The following is an 18,319-nucleotide window of genomic DNA, read 5'->3' as shown; positions in this document are numbered from 1 at the left end:
TATACTTTATGTCAAATTGCCGTGAATGGCTATTCTCGGCCCGGAAGTTTTTTCCACGTAACAGTATCACGAAGGTACACAGGCGAAAGTTCATCAACAGTAGTATGCAAACCTTGTTGATAACCTTGTTGTGCCAGAATTAACATGGCTTTCGCATCTGGATAAGTTGCTTGGGTGCATGGTGTCATGTGTGGCGCTATCGTTAATAATTGTGGATAGGCTTCAAAGCCTGTGCCACAAACACTAATGTTTTGTTGTGTATCGAGGGTTAACTCAATCGCTTCTGGCGCGCTAACGTGTTCTTGACCGACTAAGGTAGCAATGCCGTCTTTGGCAATGTATTGGCCCCAATAGACTTCCTTCATACGGGCGTCAATACAGCACAATACTTGCGTAGCACCTTGCTCTGTTATGGCTAATTGGGCCATAGCGGCTAAGGTCGAAATGCCAATAACCGGCAAGTCGAGTCCCAAGGCTAATCCTTGGGTCATGCTGGTACAAATGCGGATACCGGTAAAACTGCCAGGACCGCGGCCATAGGCAATCATGTCCACATCGGCCAGTGTCACTTGGGCTTGGGCTAGCACTTCATCGACCATAGGTAATAATCGTTGACTATGCTCACGTGGTGCATCAGCAATAAGTGCAAACACCTTACCATTAATGGTTAACGCAGCGGAGCAAGTTTCAGTGCAAGTATCAAGAGCGAGGATGGTTAACGGCTTTGGCATTATGATGGGTTACCCAGTAAAAAAACATCAAATAGACTCAATATGATAACTGATGCGTACGGTTTTAAAAAGCTTAAGGGATTTGTTTTAAAAATTGTAATGCACGGTCTAAGTCACGTGTGCGTTGCATGGGTGGCAAAGAATTAATAAACGCCTGGCCATAAGCGCGGTTAACGATGCGGTTATCGCACAAAATAAGCACACCACGGTCTTTCTCATCACGGATTAGCCGCCCGACGCCTTGCTTTAAACTTATGACCGCTTGTGGCAGAGAAATATGGTTAAAGGGGTCAAGCCCTTGACGTTCGGCATTGGCTGAACGGGCTTTGTATAAAGCATCATCTGGCGATACAAACGGCAACTTATCGATAATCACGCAGCTGAGTAACTTACCGCGAACATCGACGCCTTCCCAAAAACTGCTGGTACCGAGTAATACTGCATTACCTAACTGCCTAAATTTATTTAACAAACTTTGTTTACTGGCTTGGCCTTGTACCAGTAAAGGATAAGCGACTTTACCTTGCAATGCCGATGCAACTTGCTCGAGCATTTGATGGCTAGTAAACAATATGAACGTACGGCCTTGAGCCGCGTTGATAGCTTGAATACACACATCAACTAATTGTTTTACCGTATGCTGCGACTGCCCCACTTTACCTAAATGACGTGGCACACAAAATACCGCTTGATTAGGGTAATCAAATGGACTGTCTAAAATGATTTGTTGCGCTGATAACAAGCCTAGCTCAGTCGCAAAATGGCCCAAACTTCGGTTTACTTGTAAGGTAGCCGAAGTGAAAATCCAGCGAGTTTTGGCATCAAACAGCTTCTGGCATTGTTTTGCCACATTGATAGGACTCAGTCTTAACAGGATAAAGCGCGGACCTAACTCGACACTATAAGCCGCTTGCATGTCTTTGCATTCAAAATAGTCTTGTAGCTTTTCAGCAAGCTCATGCAATTGTTCAAACGCTAAGTCGAGTTGGTCTTCACGCCCAAGATGATGACGCATTACATTGGTAAGGTCGGTAAGTGCCTGTTGTAGTGCCCACGATACTGTCGCTAAGTGTTTATTGGCGAGTACTTTACGCCAATCAGTTACTTGGTTGTCGTACATAGCGTTGTGCCAGTCACTCAAAGCCAACAGCCCACGTTGCGACAGTTGCTCTATTTGAATACTGTCGCGAATGAGTTGTTTGTGTATTTTAATGATGCCATTAAGCAACTGATCAATTTCGCGACTGGAGATATGGCTGCCAAAGTAGTTAATGCAAATATCTGGCACCAAATGGGCTTCATCAAAAATAACCACATCAGGATCTGGCAATAACTCGGCAAACCCGGTGTCTTTGAGTAAGCGGTCGGCAAAAAATAAATGGTGATTAACCACCACCACTTTTGCCTCCATGGCCCTAATACGTGCTTTACGGGTAAAACACACATCATAATGATCGCATTTTTTACCCGTACAGGTTTCTTTGGTGCTCACAATGTTAGGAATAACCTCTGAATGCTCTGCCACCGAGGTTAAATTGCCGATATCGCCATCTTTGCTTAAATGTGCCCATTGGTTAATCTTGAGTAAATCATCAATATAATATTCGCTAAATTGACTGGCATTTTGCATCTGCTTTTCAAGACGTAACTGACATAAATAATTGTTACGCCCTTTTAATAACGCAATCGGTACATGTACATCTAACATGGCAAGTAATGCGGGGAGATCTTTGAGGAATAGCTGCTCTTGCAGATTTTTACTGCCGGTACTCACAACCACTTGCTTGCCGCTGAGTAAGGCCGGAATTAAATACGCATAGGTTTTACCCACACCAGTACCCGCTTCTAAAATCAGATTATGCTTTTTAGCAATAGCGTCACTGACCGCAACGGCCATATCTGTCTGACTTTGTCGATGGTGGTAATGATGCACATGTTTGGCTAACGCACCGCGATCGCTAAATTCATGGATTACAGATTGGGTAAGTGTAGAGCTCAAAGCATCCTCAAATTATCGCGCTAATGCTGATTTAGTGTGATTTGGGCTATTATGCTTATAACGGCATCATGTTCCAACTGTTTATCACCAAAAGTTGTAAAGGAGATAGGTTAACAATGTCGACTCTCCGATGGATTAAACTGGAAACAAAAAATGCCGGCCACCAGCGTGACTCAGCATTTTTGACTCGTTCAACGCCTAACTTAATCGTTGGACAGTGAGTTATTCAGCAAATAGGTTTTGAATAGGGTGTTCCGGGGTGAGTTCAAACGCCATTTTTTGATTGGCCGCCTTGTGTTTCACACTCATGCTCATGACTTTTTCAGCCTCGGCTAGGCCAAATAAGTCTAATGAGAAAATTAAATTTGTCGCGTTGTTATCAATAGCAAAACGCCCCATAACAATTAATTGCGTCGCTGTATCGGCGTCATGATGATCATCGCCTAACGAAAACATTAACCCCTCTAATGGACGCAAACCATTATTATCTTTTAATTTAACCTTAGCCAATATTTGAGCAATGATTTCAACACGATGAGCGTTAAACTCAACCGTTGATAAATGACCATTAATATCATCATCTATATCATTAAACGCACTGATCGGTAATGATAACACCATAAACGCACCATTATTGACCATATTGATGGTGCCGTGTTGAGACACCATCATGTGAGATTGAGCCTCTGTTGCCAACAGTAAACTCATCATAAAAATAATCATTATTATTTGTTTTTTCAAAACGCGCATGTAATGTCCTCCTTACGTGTAATAAGATTGATTTATTGAGGTGGTGGAGGTAATTGGCCAGCAGCTTCAACTTCACCTTTCACACATCGCTGAAAGAACGGGTAACTGTCTGTCGCGTAATAATGATAAATGCCATTAGGGAACTCTGGAGTGACCCCAAAGCGGCCGTTACATTCATCTAAATCACCTGATCCATCTACATATTTCCAATCTTGTTTAAAGGTACCTAAAGCATATAAATCCGTCGATGGTCTGTTATCACTCACTGTTGTGACTAATTGGTAACTACCCGTGACCACTTTAAGTCCTGAAGTAGCATCATCTGCGCTGCTATAACCATAACGAGCATAAATCGGAAATCCATCAGATGCCCATGCAATTAAGGTCATAGTGTCACTGCTGCCACCGTGTAGCGTAATAAAACCTTCAGGCATACCGTGATAATGATATTCGCCACTTGGTTGAACATGCGCATTATTGTCATCAGTACCAAAATCAAAGCTTGATTGACCTAGCGCCTCAATATTCCAGTTGCCAACATTCATAACTGCATCACAAATTAAACCAGAATCATCACAGGTTCCGGCTGTGCTGGCATCGATTTTAACCCCATTTAACACATACCCCTGCGGGCCTGATGGGCCACCTAATTCTTTAGCAACATCAGTTTTAACAGGCTGTAAAGTAATACTGGCTGTAATGTCTTGCACGGTGATCATGTTCGGATTGTTATCATTAGGAAAAGTCCCAACAGCGTGATCAGGAATACCGTTTGCCACTAATTCGCGCATATCATCGGTACAATTCCACTGTGAATCGCTGTTATAACCCACAGACTCAGAATCATTGAATTCGCTGTATGCATAATCACATAGTACACCGTCAGTAGTGCCGTCGTAACTGACACCATTATCAGTGACCACTGTCGTGCTCTCATCGACTGTAGCTGTGTCAGTGTTATTATCACTGCCGTTGCAGGCTGTTAATAAACCTGCGATAACCAAAGAACACAAAATTGATTGAGTGAATTGTTGATGTTTAACGAATAATTTCATGGCATCGATTCCTTTAAGTGGATCGTTATTGGTTTAACTAAAGAGATATTGTATTACCAATAGATGATATAGACAGAAAGTGCAGAAATTATGTAGAAAAATAACAAAAGTGATGGATTCGGTGAATCATCTGTTAATGACGAGACGTCACTTACAGCGTTGTGAACAACGTAACGTGGGAACGTAAAAGCGATGAGGAGGAACCTTAGCTTTACGCTTAAATATACCTGAGCAGAGTAAACACAACAGGGTTAAGGTTGATTTGAATATAGTAAACTTATAGATGATCGTATTTCAATCTAATGGCAGGTTACTACTAACTTACAGCCAATAGCCCCAAGCCATTAATCGCTACAGACACATTATATCCACATTGCCATTTGATCTTTGGTGGGTTTACTGCCTTTATGGACCACTTTTTCATCAACCACTACCGCTGGCGTACTCATTACGTCATAAGCCATAATTTGCGCCATATCGGTTACTTTTTCTATTTTTATAGCAACACCTTTTTCGTCGGCAACAGCTTGGGCAAGCTCAGCAGTTTCAAGACACTTTTTACAACCTGAACCTAATACTTTAATGATTTTCATTTATTGTTCCTTGTGACTAATTCGTAGATGATAGAAACGGAGCAAATGCATTAAATATCCACCCCACTAAAGTGAATGAAACTAATAGAAGGCTAAATAATATTGCCAGTAAACGCCATTGCATAACTTGCTTTAACAAAATAAATTCAGGAAAACTGGCCGCTACAGTGCTCATACAAAATGCTAATGTGGTACCTATTGGTAAACCATTGATAATAAGGCTTTCCATAATCGGAATAACACCTGTCGCATTGGAATAAAGTGGAATGCCGAGCAACACCGCAGCAGGAACAGACCACCATTGTCCGTCGCCCAAATGCGCTTCAATCCAACCGTCTGGTACAAAGCCATGCAGCGCCGCGCCCAAACCCACCCCAATGATGACCCATTTCCACACTCGGCCGAATATATCTAGCATCTCAGTTTTGGCAAATTGATGCCTTTGTGGCAATGACATAGTTTGCACTTTGCCACTATCATCAGCAGTATTGCCAACCCCCTTCTGCTGACCACGTTTTAAGGCTTCGGCCGCAAACGACTGTAGCCAACGTTCAGCCTTAATACTGTCAAGAAACAGGCCGCCTAACATTCCCACACTCATTCCAACGGCAATATACAATAAGGTAAATTTGAGCCCCAATAAGCTCATAAGCAGTAATATTGCGACTTCGTTGATTAAAGGCGAGGTAATCAAAAAGCTCATGGTGATCCCTAATGGGATCCCGGCAGAGGTAAAACCTAAAAAAACAGGAATGCTCGAACAAGAACAGAATGGCGTTATGACACCAAAACCTGATCCCATCAAATAACCTAATCCTCGGTGTTTACCTGCTAAATAATCTCTGACACGCTCAACATTTAACGAAGCCCGGATGAGGGCAATGAAATAAATCATCACCAGCAGTAAAGCAAAAATTTTAGTGGCGTCTTCAACAAAAAAATGCAGCGCATCTCCGAGTTTGGTCTCTGGCGACAACCCCAATAAACTGTATATAAGCCAAGATGCAAAATCAGAAAAAATCTGAAACATAAGTTATTGCTCTATAAAAACACTACTGTAAAGATAGCCTTATTTTTAGTCGTAATATAAGATCCAGGTCTCGATTTTGTTGATGATAAAAATAAACATAGATTATCCGAAATAATATCGGGTTAATTTTTTGTCTAAGTGAAATGTCTTGTTTTTGTCAGTTTTACCTATGATGACTTATTCAAACTCAAAATTTAAATGTCGATGATAAATTAATATAAAAATTAGTCAGTTAAACTCGTTTTTATTAAATCTATTACTGAATAATTCGTTGCAATGTTAACGGCATCATAATAACGTAGCCCTAGAGATATTTGAACACAGTCAATAAGCTTAAGGAAAAGCAATAATGAAATGGTTAATTGTAGTGGTTATAAGTTGGTGTATCGGGTTTATCAGTTATCCGCTGATATGGCCTAGTGACACCCCAGACACTACCGAACATGCCGATTTATTGTCCAAAACACCACAAGGCAACATTTCAAAATTTGTCTCTGTAGGTCAAGCTAATCTTACTTCGGTAAATGATGTAACCCAGAACACTCACGACCGAGAAGCATTTAAGGCATCGTTAGGCAATGATGAAACGCCTTACATGTCGATTTTTCGCATCATGCAACTGGCCGAACAAGACCCTCTAGAAGCATTACTCGTTGCCGAAGAAACGCAACATGAAGACTTATATGGATTAATTTTAGAAATAGCGGGGAAAATGCAATTTTCAAATGTCATTTCATGGCTAGAACAGCAAAAGTCGACTGAACAATATGAATCATTACTCGACGGTTATTTACGTGGTTTAGCGTCTGTAAATCCACAACAAGCATTAAGCGATGTAGAGTTATTAGCAGTAGAACCAATGAAGTCGTCGATCATAATGTCGATTGTCGACTCATGGGCCAACACCGATGCAATAGCCGCATTTGAATGGTTAAAATTGCAAACAGAAACTCAATCAACGTTAAAAATGTACTTAAATACCATGTATTATTACATTGAACAGTCACCTAACGAAGCCGCCAATCTCATTTCATCACTGCCATTAAATGAATCGACTAATTATCTTATTACATCGATGGTATATCAGTTGGTTGAAAAGAATACTCAAGATGCTGTCGATTGGTTAGATACTATTGCCGTAGAGCAACGTGCCAGCGGGATATATATTGTCTCTCGAAAAATGGCAGAAACAGATCCTGAGGCTGCTTTAGTATTTTTAAACAATCAAAAACAAGCTTACGATTTAAATCAAGATTATTTCAACAGTGCCTTAGCTGAAATAGCCAGTGTGGAACCCAATATGATGCTAGCGCGAATAGATAATTATGAAGCGAATGTTCAGCGGGATATTATCATTAACGCTAGCTACGCCCTCGCAGAAAATTCGGAAGTCGATTTTTTGCAGGTAATAAACTCGCTGTCCGATGACAACAAAGATATTGCTTTTCGTCAACGATCAGCCCAGTTGAGCCAAACAGATCCACAACAAGCGTTTAATGTAGCCGAACGCATTAATGATGCCACGACTCGATTAGAATCTATTGCCAGTACCGTCAATGTCTGGAGTGGGTTTGACAAACGAGCAGCGATGACAGCAATTGATAACTCAACCCTCTTAACAGCCAGTCAAAAAGCCGAAATAAGCAGTCAAATACAATTGCAGCTGACATCATCGAATATTATTTACCCTTGAGTAGCCATTTGATTATTTGGCTAACGAGCTTGTTCTATTGATTGACACGGCAATTAACATCTTGTTATAGAAATAAGCAATCCACACAGTCGTTAAGTTGATGATGATGATGACATTAAATAGTAAGTTAATGCCTACCAAAAAGGCCACATAATGCAACGCAGACAGTTTTTAAAAGTGGGAATGTTAGGCGCTGCGGTAGGATTAACTGGTGCCAGTGCATTATGGTTAAGCCAAGGCAATGATCCAACACAACTGAACATTGCTGCACTATTAGCCAAGTTGAATAAGTTAACGATGTTATCAACCGAACAACTTGCAGGTTTAAGCACTGGCAAGTGGAACAGTGCTGAAGTGTTTACACATTGCGCGCAAAGTGTTGAATTTTCAATGAGCGGGTTTCCAGAGCATAAATCAGCACTCTTTAAACAAACTGTCGGAGCCCTGGCATTCACCGCATTTGTCACTAAAGGTGCAATGTCTCATAACTTAGCCGAACCAATCCCTGCTGCGCCAGAGTTAGACCGCAGTGTTGATGTTAATCAAGCACTCGCTAGGCTAATACAATCTTTAAAAGATTTTCAACAATATAAAACTGATTTGGCACCACATTTTGCTTATGGTGAATTAAACAAAGCAGATTACGAGCTTGCCCATGTACTGCATTTTTATAATCACCAACAGAACTTTAATCTAATGAGTTAACGGTTAAAAAATTAACATTAAATATCAAGAGCTTAAACAAAATCCCAATACAACGTTAGTGCAGCTTAGATAGCCCGTTTTTATCGATACTACTGGCATTATGTAATCGCAACGCCCAATTACCATGATGTTGCTGATCACAAGCAGTTTCAGTATCAAAGCTAACATGTTGATTAATATTTTTGAGATCAATCTGGTATTGAGCAAGGGTGCGTTGAATTAGCGTTAACAGTAGCGCTTTATGACCACTTTGATTAAATTGCGTTAGTTGTGTTTCAGTATCAAATATACAAATAATTCGTAAGCTCTTGGGGAATGTCGTGTAATCAACGACGTGCGTAATCCATGCAAAACCAGGATAGCTATCCAGTGCATGTTCGCATACGACGGTTAACCCCTCTCTTAATTTATTATCGATTTTTTTATCGGTTTTTCGCATACTAAAATGTTCTTCCTAATCTGTACAACTAGATGAATACATCATCATATTAAAAGCTATCGAGTACATTATGTTTTTATGCGCAGAACATATCGTTAACCATAGTTCTGGTTACCATTAATGATGAACGGCTATTTCGTTACATAACTCTTGTTAAAGTTTGAGCTAATGACGAGGGCCTGTTGATCTTTGCAAAAACAGCCTTGAAAGATCAACAGGCCCTAAACCGTAACCCTACTTAAGATGGTCTACACCAGTATCGATCCGGTTCCCTCCAGCATTTTTTGCTCTATACATAGCTTGATCTGCATATTGAATTAATTGCTGCTCATCAGCACCATTATCGGGATAACGAGCGACACCAATACTCGGTGAAAGTTGCAAATTAAGGCTATCAAATTGATAAGTTTTCTCCAGTTCAAGTCGAATATTCTCTGCAATAAACAACACACTATCAACTGAATCAATACCGTTTAGTACAACGACAAATTCATCGCCACCAAAACGTCCAACCGTATCTGATTTACGAACGCAATCACGCAAACGCTGGGCGATATTCTTAAGTAGCTTGTCACCAACAAGATGCCCATAGCTGTCATTAACATGTTTAAACCCATCAATGTCGATAAATAACAAAGAAAGATGAGAGCCTTCGCGACGCGCCAGTCCAAGCGATGTTTGTAAACGCCCAAACAACAAAGCTCTATTAGGTAATTCTGTTAATGGATCATGTCCTGCAATGTAATGAAGTTGCTGCTCCATTAATTTTCGTTCAGTAATATCATGAGCAACTGCAATTCTAAACTGGTGATCTTCAGACCATCGTGCCGACCAAAGAATATCAATTATTTTACCATCTTTACGAACCCAACGATTTTCAAAGCGAGGTAGTTTTTTGCCACTCAGCAATGATTCAACGACTTTAAGTGTCTTTATACCGTCTTCAGGATAAACATGGTCAAGCATAGGTTTGCCTATCACTTCGTCAGGAGAGTATCCAAAAATATCTTCAAATGCAGCACTAACAAACACAAAATTTCCTGCTTTATCAACCACACAAACTGCATCGAGCATTAAGTCCATAACATCTCTAAGCGCCACTACATCAATGGTCTTCATACTGTGCGTACCTCGAGAAGTTAGCTAAATTAATAAAGCGTAATACACGCCAGCTTATAAGTAGCGTCCAATAAACTCAATGGCTTATAACGATATGATTTAAACATTGCGATTCATAAAGACTAAAGGAACAAGTTTCATCACACTAAAACATCATTTATCCCTTGAATAATCGACTAGCACACGGCTCTTGTTGCATAAGAATCAAGCAATTGAACGGTATCATTAACCTAAGTGATATAGAGTGCCAAATGGGAGGCGTCATTACGCTAACGGTCTACCCTTTGTATTTATTGAGTTCTCAAAGTCATTTATCGACAAACAACAAGTAGAGGTTAATCCCCAAGGGCATTGATAGCTAAAATATTAAGCAGTTGTGTTGTTAACGCTTTCTTAATCGGCTCTAATGATCACAAACAGACAAGAAAGCATATCTTATGCAAAAAATATGGTAATTAAATAACATTAATGCTTTATCCGCTCTTGCAAACAAGCATAAATGCGGTTAAGTTAACTGCAAGTCGATATACACGACATCAGATGAGTGCATAATCCCTCATTTGAACTGATTTACTAATATCAAATAAAGAGTACTGAAATGAACATCCAAGTGACTACAATCCACCATCATCACCATATGCGGTAGCCTTCGGATGCTAACTGCCGAAGGACGATATCCTTCTGGTGGTGAACAATTATTCACATAAACCCCTGGAAGGAATTTCAGGGGTTTTTTGTTTCTAAATTTTTATTTTTATTTAAGCAGTTAAATTTACACATTTTATATTTAATACATAAGGAATTATCACATGAGTGAGTCAAAGCGTTTACGTATAGCCATCCAGAAATCAGGCCGTTTATCTAAAGAATCTCAACAATTGCTGAAAAGCTGTGGCGTTAAATTTAACGTTAATGAGCAACGCTTGATTGCACACGCAGACAACATGCCAATCGACTTATTACGCGTTCGTGATGATGATATTCCAGGCCTAGTAATGGATGGAGTTGTCGACCTAGGTATTATCGGTGAAAACGTTCTAGAAGAAGAACAAATAGAGCGCCAACTAGCAGGTAAACCGGCTGAATGCACTAAATTACGTGAATTAGATTTTGGTTCATGTCGTTTATCACTCGCGGTACCTAATGAGTTTGAATATAAAGATGCCAACTCACTAGAAGGTCTGCGCATCGCGACATCTTACCCGAACTTACTGCGCCGTTTTATGCTAGAAAAAGGCATTAACTACAGCGACTGTATGCTTAAAGGTTCTGTTGAAGTCGCGCCACGGGCAGGATTGTCAGATGGCATTTGTGATTTAGTCTCGACCGGTGCAACCCTTGAAGCGAACGGCTTGTATGAAACCGAAGTCATTTACCGCTCAATGGCTTGCATTATTCAATCAAACAAAACTCAATCTACTGAAAAACAAGCTCTAATCAACAAAATCTTATCGCGTATTAATGGCGTTATCCGTGCCCGTGAAAGTAAGTACATCTTATTGCACGCTCCAATTGAAACGTTAGATCAAATTGTTGCCCTACTCCCAGGCGCTGAAAACCCAACCGTATTACCACTTAATGACGACACTAATCGTGTGGCAATTCACGTAGTAAGCACAGAAGATTTATTCTGGGACACTATGGAAGAATTAACCGCACTAGGTGCAAGCTCAATTCTGGTCATGCCTATTGAAAAAATGATGGGGTAACACAAATGCAAATTCTCGATTGGGCTTCTTTATCTACTGAACAACAACGACAAACGTTAGCGCGTTCGCCATTAATTGGTGATGCAAGTGTAGAGCAACGTGTTCGTGACATTATTGAGCAAGTCAACGCTCAAGGTGATAGCGCATTACTGACTTATAACAAGCAATTTGACGGTGTTGAACTGACTGAGCTCGCATTATCAACTGACGCCATTGCGGCAGCATGTGCACGTGTAGGTGACGACGTCAAACAAGCTGTTGCGCAAGCGGTGAACAACATTGAAACCTTTCACAAGGCGCAGGTGTTTCAGGGTGTTGATATAGAAACTCAAGCGGGAATTCGTTGTGAATTGCGCAGTGAACCCATCGAGCGAGTCGGCTTATATATTCCCGGTGGTACAGCTCCATTAATATCCACAGTAATGATGTTGGCGTTACCAGCAAGAATTGCCGGTTGCGAAAAGCGTGTGTTAGTCAGTCCACCGCCGATTAATGATGCGATTATTTATGCCGCCAATGTCTGTGGTATTACTGATATTTTCCAGGTGGGTGGTGCCCAAGCCATTGCGGCATTAGCATTTGGGACAGAGTCGGTGCCGAACGTAGATAAAATATTTGGTCCGGGTAATCGTTATGTTACTGAAGCAAAACGATTAGTGTCACAAGACAGCCGTATTAGTGTGTCAATAGACATGCCTGCAGGTCCGTCTGAAGTGTTAGTGATTGCCGACAAAGATGCAAATCCTGGTTTTGTTGCGGCCGATTTATTATCCCAAGCAGAACATGGTGTTGACTCGCAAGTAATGTTAGTGACTGACTCATTAACACTGGCAGAGCAAGTCAACCAAGCGTTAACTGAACAATTAGCACAGTTGAGCCGTAAAGACATCGCCGCACAAGCGCTAGAATGCAGCCGCAGTATTATTGTTAGCGATATGGTGCAAGCTGCAAAAGTATCTAATTTGTATGGCCCAGAACATTTAATTATTCAAACTACTGCCCCACGTGACGTGCTTAGGCAAGTTCGCGGTGCCGGCTCCGTCTTTTTAGGCGCTTATACCCCAGAGTCTGTGGGCGATTATGCTAGCGGTACTAACCATGTTTTACCGACTTATGGTTATAGCCGTTCAGTTTCAAGTTTGTCATTAGCCGATTTTAGTCGACGATTTACAGTGCAAGAGCTCAGCCAACAAGGGCTTAAAACTTTAGGTAACACTGTGATGGTGTTGGCAGAAAATGAATTATTAGATGCACATAAAAATGCTATCGCCATTCGTTTAGCCAGTTTTTAGTCGTTAGCAGTAAATAGTATGTCAGCGCTATAGCTAAGAGCTAGTTAGCACCCTATTAGAGTAGAAAGTAGAGAACACCGCCATGAGCCAGACCGTAGCAGCGTCTTTTGATCCAAAGCAGTTGGCTAGACCCGAATTATTGACATTAACACCCTATCAAAGTGCCAGACGAATTGGTGGTCGCGGTGATATTTGGATTAACGCCAATGAATCGCCATTCAATAATAGCCCGCTTGATAAAGTGAATCGTTACCCAGAATGCCAACCTGCTGAACTCATCAATGCTTACAGCCGTTATTCAGGCGTTAAGGCAAGTAATATTATTGCCAGTCGCGGTGCCGACGAAGCGATCGAATTACTCATTCGTACATTTTGTATCCCTGCCGTCGACAGTATTGCTTGTTTTGGTCCAACTTATGGAATGTATTCAATTAGTGCTGCAACCTTTAATGTAGCTGTCACAGCGTTAAGTTTAACCGATGAATATCAGTTACCGGATGCGTGGCCAACACAAATCGGCAATGCCAAAATTGTATTTATTTGTAACCCAAATAACCCAACCGGCACCGTGATTGCAAAAGACAAAATTGAACAAGCTATTAACGCAGCACCTAAAGCTATTGTGGTGGTAGACGAAGCCTACATTGAGTTTTGCCCAGACTACAGCGTGGCAGATTTACTTGGCGCCTACCCTAACCTTGTGGTGTTGCGCACATTATCAAAAGCATTTGCTTTAGCAGGTGCACGTTGTGGCTTTATGCTCGCCAGTGATGACATTATTGACTTAGTCATGCGAGTCATCGCCCCTTACCCGGTGCCATTACCGGTGTCAGACCTTGCGGTAAAAGCGTTAAGTCCTGCTGGCATTGACACTATGCGAACTCAAGTCGCCAGTTTAATTGAACAAGGCAAACGCTTAAGCGTTGCATTAACAGCCTATGGCGCTAAGGTGTTACCTGCCAACGGTAACTATGTTTTAGCCCAATTTGACGATGTACAAGCAGCCGCTAAACGATTAAGCGATTCCGGCGTGGTTGCTCGAGCATACAAAGACCCACGCCTTGCTGATGCGATTCGTTTTAGCTTTACATCAGCCAAACAAACCGATGTGATTATTCAGTTATTTGGTTAATGCGTTAGTGCGTTAGTGCGTTAGTGCGTTAGTGCGTTAGTGCACGTTGCATATCGGTCAATACCCTATACATCATAAATAAGAATTAGATATCACCATTAAGGTAGTTAGCATGAAACAGAAAATCCTTTTTATCGACCGCGACGGTACATTAGTTGAAGAGCCAGCCATCGATAAACAACTCGATAGTTTGGCTAAATTAGTGTTTGAACCACAAGTGATCCCAGCGTTACTTAAATTGCAGAAAGCCGGTTTCCGTTTAGTCATGGTCAGCAATCAAGACGGTTTGGGCACACCTTCGTTTCCAAAAGCAGACTTTGATGCCCCGCACGACATGATGATGCAAATTTTTTCAAGCCAAGGTGTCGTTTTTGACGATGTGGTTATCTGTCCACACTTTAATGATGAAAACTGCAGCTGTCGTAAGCCTAAACTTGGCTTAGTAAAAGACTACTTAACCCAGGGTAAAGTAGATTTTACTGAATCCGCAGTAATTGGCGATCGTGAAACTGACGTTGAGCTCGCTAATGCCATGGGTATTAAAAGCTTTAAATATAATCGTCAAACACTCGACTGGGACGCTATAACCAGCGCTTTATTAAGTAAAGGTCGCGTGGCAACGGTAGTGCGTACCACCAAAGAAACCGACATCAAAGTCACCATCGACTTAGACAACCAAAGCAAAGGTAAGATTGAAACCGGGATTGGCTTTTTTGACCATATGCTGGATCAAATTCAAACCCACGGTAATTTTAAAATGGACGTGCATGTTGACGGCGACCTAGAAATTGACGACCACCACAGCGTAGAAGACACGGCCCTCGCTATTGGCGATGCCATTCGCCAGGCATTAGGCGACAAGCGCGGTATCGCTCGTTTTGGTTTTAGCTTACCTATGGATGAAGCCAGTGGCGAATGTTTAATGGACATTTCTGGTCGTCCATTCATAAAATTCAATGCTGACTTTGATCGCGAAATGGTCGGTGAAATGGCTATCGAAATGGTGCCTCACTTCTTCCGCTCATTCGCTGATGGCCTACGTTGCACTTTACACATTGGATCGAAAGGCGATAACGATCACCACAAAGTAGAAGCACTGTTTAAAGTGTTAGGCCGTACGCTTCGCCAAGCGGTGAAAGTCGAAGGTGACATACTGCCATCAAGCAAAGGTGTGCTGTAAGGAGTTCATGTGACACAAGTATCGAATACTTCAAACGCTAGCAATGATCTTACCGTGATTATTGATACCGGCTGTGCCAATTTAAGCTCTGTACGGTTTGCTTTTGAGCGCCTGAATGCCAATGTCTTAGTCAGTGCTGACTTTGATGTCATCCGCAGCGCCGCAAGAGTGGTACTACCGGGTGTTGGCACCGCTGGTGCGGCCATGGATGCCCTAAAACAAAAGAACCTTATCGAGCTAATTAAAAGCTTAACGCAACCTGTTATGGGCGTGTGTTTAGGCATGCAAATGCTGGCATCATTGTCTAATGAACATGGCGGCCGCAGCGAGCAAAATATCACCTGTCTAGGATTAGTGCCGACAGACATTGGCGACCTAGACAGTAAAGGCTTACCGCTGCCACACATGGGCTGGAATCAAATAGAGGTGAGCGATCACCCATTATTTGTTGGCATTGAAAATGGCAGCTACGTGTATTTTGTTCACAGCTACCGTGCGCCAATCAGTGAGTACACCCTAGCCAGCAGCACTTATGGCGAGTCATTCAGTGCCGCCATTGGTAAAGGTAACTTTTTTGGGGTGCAATTCCACCCAGAAAAAAGTGCCAAAGTAGGCGCACAAATTTTACAGAACTTCTTAAACATGGGGACACCACAGTGATTATTCCTGCCATTGATTTAATTGACGGCCAAGTGGTGCGCTTGTACCAAGGTGACTATGACAAACAGACCACCTTTGACTTAAGTCCACTGGTACAATTGCAGTCTTATCAAGCCCAAGGGGCAAAATTGCTGCATATCGTTGACTTAACGGGTGCTAAAGATCCTAATAAACGCCAAACTCAATTAATTGCTGAACTTGCTGCGGGACTTGATGTTGATATTCAAGTCGGCGGCGGTATTCGCAGCGAAGAGCAAGTCGCGGAATTATTAGCCATTGGGGTTAAACGTGTGGTGATAGGCTCTCTTGCAGTCAAAGAGCCTAAACTGGTCAAAAGTTGGTTTGTAAAATACGGCAGCGATGCCATTTGTTTAGCTCTTGATGTCAATATTAACGATAACGGCGACAAAATTGTCGCGGTATCGGGCTGGCAATCGGGTGGCGGTAAGTCATTAGAGTCGTTAGTGGCTGAATTTGAAACCGTCGGTCTTAAGCATGCTTTAGTGACTGATATCAGCCGTGATGGCACCTTAACAGGCGCCAATACCGAGCTCTACACGGAACTTGCCGCAACGTATCCCCATATCCTTTGGCAAGCCTCTGGTGGCATTGCAACACTTGACAATGTTGCCGCTGTACGCGACAGCAAAGCATCGGGCATTATTATCGGTAAAGCTTTACTGATTAACCAATTTACCGTGAAGGAGGCAATACAATGCTGGCCAAACGCATAGTTCCGTGTCTTGATGTACGCGAAGGTAAAGTGGTTAAAGGGGTGCAGTTTCGCAATCACGAGATTGTTGGAGACATCGTTCCCCTCGCCGCCCGTTATGCAGAAGAAGGCGCTGATGAGTTAGTGTTTTATGACATTACCGCCAGCGCGCACGACCGCGTTATCGATAAATCTTGGGTTAGCCGCGTAGCTGAACAAATTGATATTCCGTTTTGTGTCGCCGGGGGCATTAAAACCATCGAGCAAGCACGCGAAAAACTCGCCTTTGGTGCTGATAAAATATCGATTAACTCGCCTGCATTAAGCGACCCGAGTTTAATATCACGCCTACAAGATGAGTTTGGCCGCCAGTGTATCGTTATCGGCATTGACTCATTTTACGATGCTGTCAGCGATAGTTACAAAGTAAAACAGTTTACCGGGGATGAAGCCGCTACCAAAGACACTCAATGGTATACTCAGGATTGGGTTGAAGAAGTGCAAAAACGCGGTTGTGGCGAGATTGTATTGAACGTCATGAACCAAGACGGCGTGCGCGGTGGTTATGACATCAAACAACTCAGCATTGTACGCGCCATTTGCGATGTACCGTTAATTGCTTCTGGCGGTGCGGGCACCATGGAGCACTTTAAAGAAGTGTTTGAACTTGCCAAGGTTGATGCCGCATTAGCAGCAAGCGTGTTTCATAAAGGCATCATTGATATTGGTGAGTTAAAACAATACTTGCACGCCAATAACATCGCGATTCGTTTATAGGCTTAGACTTTTACGAAACTAGAAAATAGCCTTACCCAAAAAGAGATTACAGATGACAGACATCAAATTTGATAGCACAGGCGTAGATTGGGACAAGCAACAAGGCTTGATCCCAGCGGTTGTACAGCACCACCTAACGGGCAAAGTCCTCATGCTAGGTTACATGGACCAAGCTGCATTAGAGAAAACCTTAGCCACCAAACAAGTCACTTTTTTTAGTCGTTCTAAACAACGTTTATGGACCAAAGGCGAAACCTCAGGCAACACGCTTGATCTCATTGCTATCGACAAAGATTGCGACAACGACAGTTTTCTAGTTCAAGTTATTCCTAACGGCCCAACTTGTCACACTGGGACAGAAAGCTGCTGGAAAGATGGTAACGCGCATCCTTTTATCGATAATCTAACCAAGTTGATTATTTCACGTAAAGGCCAAAGTGCTGAGTCAAGCTATACTGCCTCGCTATTTGAACGTGGTACTAAGCGTATCGCCCAAAAAGTCGGTGAGGAAGGTTTAGAAACTGCGCTTGCTGCTGCGACTCATGATAAAGAGGAGCTTGTGAATGAAGCCTCTGATTTGATGTATCACTTAATCGTGTTACTTGAAGACCAAGGCTTATCAATGGCTGATATTAATAAAAACTTATTAGATCGCCACAATAAAGCCAAGTAGTTTTCGAGTCCTTCTGCATTAAATAGAAAAAGACGCTACGGCGTCTTTTTTGTTGATATACATTGATATA

General features: G+C 42.1%; 18 protein-coding genes. 10 read left to right on the top strand and 8 right to left on the bottom strand.

Annotation, left to right across the window (positions count from 1 at the left end; translation table 11 throughout):
* Positions 1-29: 29 nt before the first annotated feature.
* The 6 genes from tsaB to CXF88_RS14980 form a co-directional block, all read right to left on the bottom strand.
* Positions 30-731, bottom strand: a complete 702-nt coding sequence (gene tsaB, locus CXF88_RS15005; protein WP_101087574.1) for a tRNA (adenosine(37)-N6)-threonylcarbamoyltransferase complex dimerization subunit type 1 TsaB — start codon at positions 729-731, stop codon at positions 30-32.
* 73 nt (positions 732-804) lie between these two features.
* Complete coding sequence (locus tag CXF88_RS15000; RefSeq protein ID WP_101087573.1) at positions 805-2,730, bottom strand: ATP-dependent DNA helicase; 1,926 nt, start codon at positions 2,728-2,730, stop codon at positions 805-807.
* A 222-nt stretch (positions 2,731-2,952) separates the two neighbouring features.
* Positions 2,953-3,480 (bottom strand): hypothetical protein, encoded by a 528-nt coding sequence (locus tag CXF88_RS14995; RefSeq protein WP_101087572.1) that lies wholly within the window; start codon positions 3,478-3,480, stop codon positions 2,953-2,955.
* A 32-nt stretch (positions 3,481-3,512) separates the two neighbouring features.
* Positions 3,513-4,535: a YHYH protein gene (locus CXF88_RS14990; protein WP_101087571.1), complete on the bottom strand. Its 1,023-nt coding sequence runs from the start codon at positions 4,533-4,535 to the stop codon at positions 3,513-3,515.
* A 362-nt stretch (positions 4,536-4,897) separates the two neighbouring features.
* Complete coding sequence (locus CXF88_RS14985) at positions 4,898-5,128, bottom strand: thioredoxin family protein (RefSeq protein WP_101087570.1); 231 nt, start codon at positions 5,126-5,128, stop codon at positions 4,898-4,900.
* A 16-nt stretch (positions 5,129-5,144) separates the two neighbouring features.
* Positions 5,145-6,158 carry a permease gene (locus CXF88_RS14980; protein ID WP_101087569.1) on the bottom strand — a complete coding sequence of 338 codons (1,014 nt, stop codon included), beginning with the start codon at positions 6,156-6,158 and terminating at the stop codon, positions 5,145-5,147.
* A gap of 349 nt (positions 6,159-6,507) precedes the next feature.
* On the opposite strand from CXF88_RS14980, the gene CXF88_RS14975 reads away from it, so the two are divergent.
* On the top strand, positions 6,508-7,851 hold the full coding sequence (locus tag CXF88_RS14975) for a hypothetical protein (RefSeq protein WP_101087568.1): 1,344 nt from the start codon (positions 6,508-6,510) through the stop codon (positions 7,849-7,851).
* 153 nt (positions 7,852-8,004) lie between these two features.
* Positions 8,005-8,556: a DUF1569 domain-containing protein gene (locus CXF88_RS14970; protein ID WP_101087567.1), complete on the top strand. Its 552-nt coding sequence runs from the start codon at positions 8,005-8,007 to the stop codon at positions 8,554-8,556.
* 55 nt (positions 8,557-8,611) lie between these two features.
* Here CXF88_RS14970 and CXF88_RS14965 read toward each other — a convergent pair whose 3' ends face one another.
* Positions 8,612-8,995, bottom strand: a complete 384-nt coding sequence (locus CXF88_RS14965; protein WP_101087566.1) for a Fis family transcriptional regulator — start codon at positions 8,993-8,995, stop codon at positions 8,612-8,614.
* 234 nt (positions 8,996-9,229) lie between these two features.
* Positions 9,230-10,114, bottom strand: coding sequence for a diguanylate cyclase (locus CXF88_RS14960; RefSeq protein ID WP_101087565.1), 885 nt, complete (start codon positions 10,112-10,114; stop codon positions 9,230-9,232).
* Between the two features lie 809 nt (positions 10,115-10,923).
* Between CXF88_RS14960 and hisG the strand changes: the two genes are divergently transcribed.
* The 8 genes from hisG to hisIE all read left to right on the top strand — a co-directional run bounded on the left by hisG (position 10,924) and on the right by hisIE (position 18,249).
* The gene (gene hisG / locus CXF88_RS14955) at positions 10,924-11,823 is read left to right on the top strand and encodes an ATP phosphoribosyltransferase (protein ID WP_101087564.1); all 900 of its coding nucleotides are present in this window, start codon (positions 10,924-10,926) and stop codon (positions 11,821-11,823) included.
* A gap of 5 nt (positions 11,824-11,828) precedes the next feature.
* Positions 11,829-13,115, top strand: coding sequence for a histidinol dehydrogenase (hisD, locus tag CXF88_RS14950; RefSeq protein WP_101087563.1), 1,287 nt, complete (start codon positions 11,829-11,831; stop codon positions 13,113-13,115).
* 82 nt (positions 13,116-13,197) lie between these two features.
* On the top strand, positions 13,198-14,247 hold the full coding sequence (hisC, locus tag CXF88_RS14945; protein WP_101087562.1) for a histidinol-phosphate transaminase: 1,050 nt from the start codon (positions 13,198-13,200) through the stop codon (positions 14,245-14,247).
* Positions 14,248-14,359: 112 nt separating this feature from the next.
* The gene (gene hisB, locus CXF88_RS14940; RefSeq protein ID WP_101087561.1) at positions 14,360-15,427 is read left to right on the top strand and encodes a bifunctional histidinol-phosphatase/imidazoleglycerol-phosphate dehydratase HisB; all 1,068 of its coding nucleotides are present in this window, start codon (positions 14,360-14,362) and stop codon (positions 15,425-15,427) included.
* Between the two features lie 9 nt (positions 15,428-15,436).
* Entirely contained in the window at positions 15,437-16,087 is a 651-nt protein-coding gene (gene hisH / locus CXF88_RS14935; RefSeq protein WP_101087560.1) for an imidazole glycerol phosphate synthase subunit HisH, read from the top strand.
* On the top strand, positions 16,084-16,821 hold the full coding sequence (gene hisA / locus CXF88_RS14930; RefSeq protein WP_101087559.1) for a 1-(5-phosphoribosyl)-5-[(5-phosphoribosylamino)methylideneamino]imidazole-4-carboxamide isomerase: 738 nt from the start codon (positions 16,084-16,086) through the stop codon (positions 16,819-16,821). Before hisH ends, hisA begins: the two co-directional genes overlap by 4 nt.
* Positions 16,803-17,576 carry an imidazole glycerol phosphate synthase subunit HisF gene (gene hisF / locus CXF88_RS14925; protein WP_101087558.1) on the top strand — a complete coding sequence of 258 codons (774 nt, stop codon included), beginning with the start codon at positions 16,803-16,805 and terminating at the stop codon, positions 17,574-17,576. Before hisA ends, hisF begins: the two co-directional genes overlap by 19 nt.
* Positions 17,577-17,628: 52 nt before the next feature.
* Positions 17,629-18,249, top strand: a complete 621-nt coding sequence (gene hisIE / locus CXF88_RS14920; RefSeq protein ID WP_101087557.1) for a bifunctional phosphoribosyl-AMP cyclohydrolase/phosphoribosyl-ATP diphosphatase HisIE — start codon at positions 17,629-17,631, stop codon at positions 18,247-18,249.
* The last annotated feature ends 70 nt before the right edge of the window (positions 18,250-18,319 follow it).

This window comes from Shewanella sp. ALD9 (assembly GCF_002836315.1).
Classification (GTDB): Bacteria; Pseudomonadota; Gammaproteobacteria; order Enterobacterales; family Shewanellaceae; genus Shewanella.
Note: the sequence above shows the minus strand (reverse complement) of the source record. Positions and strands in the feature narration are given on the sequence as shown.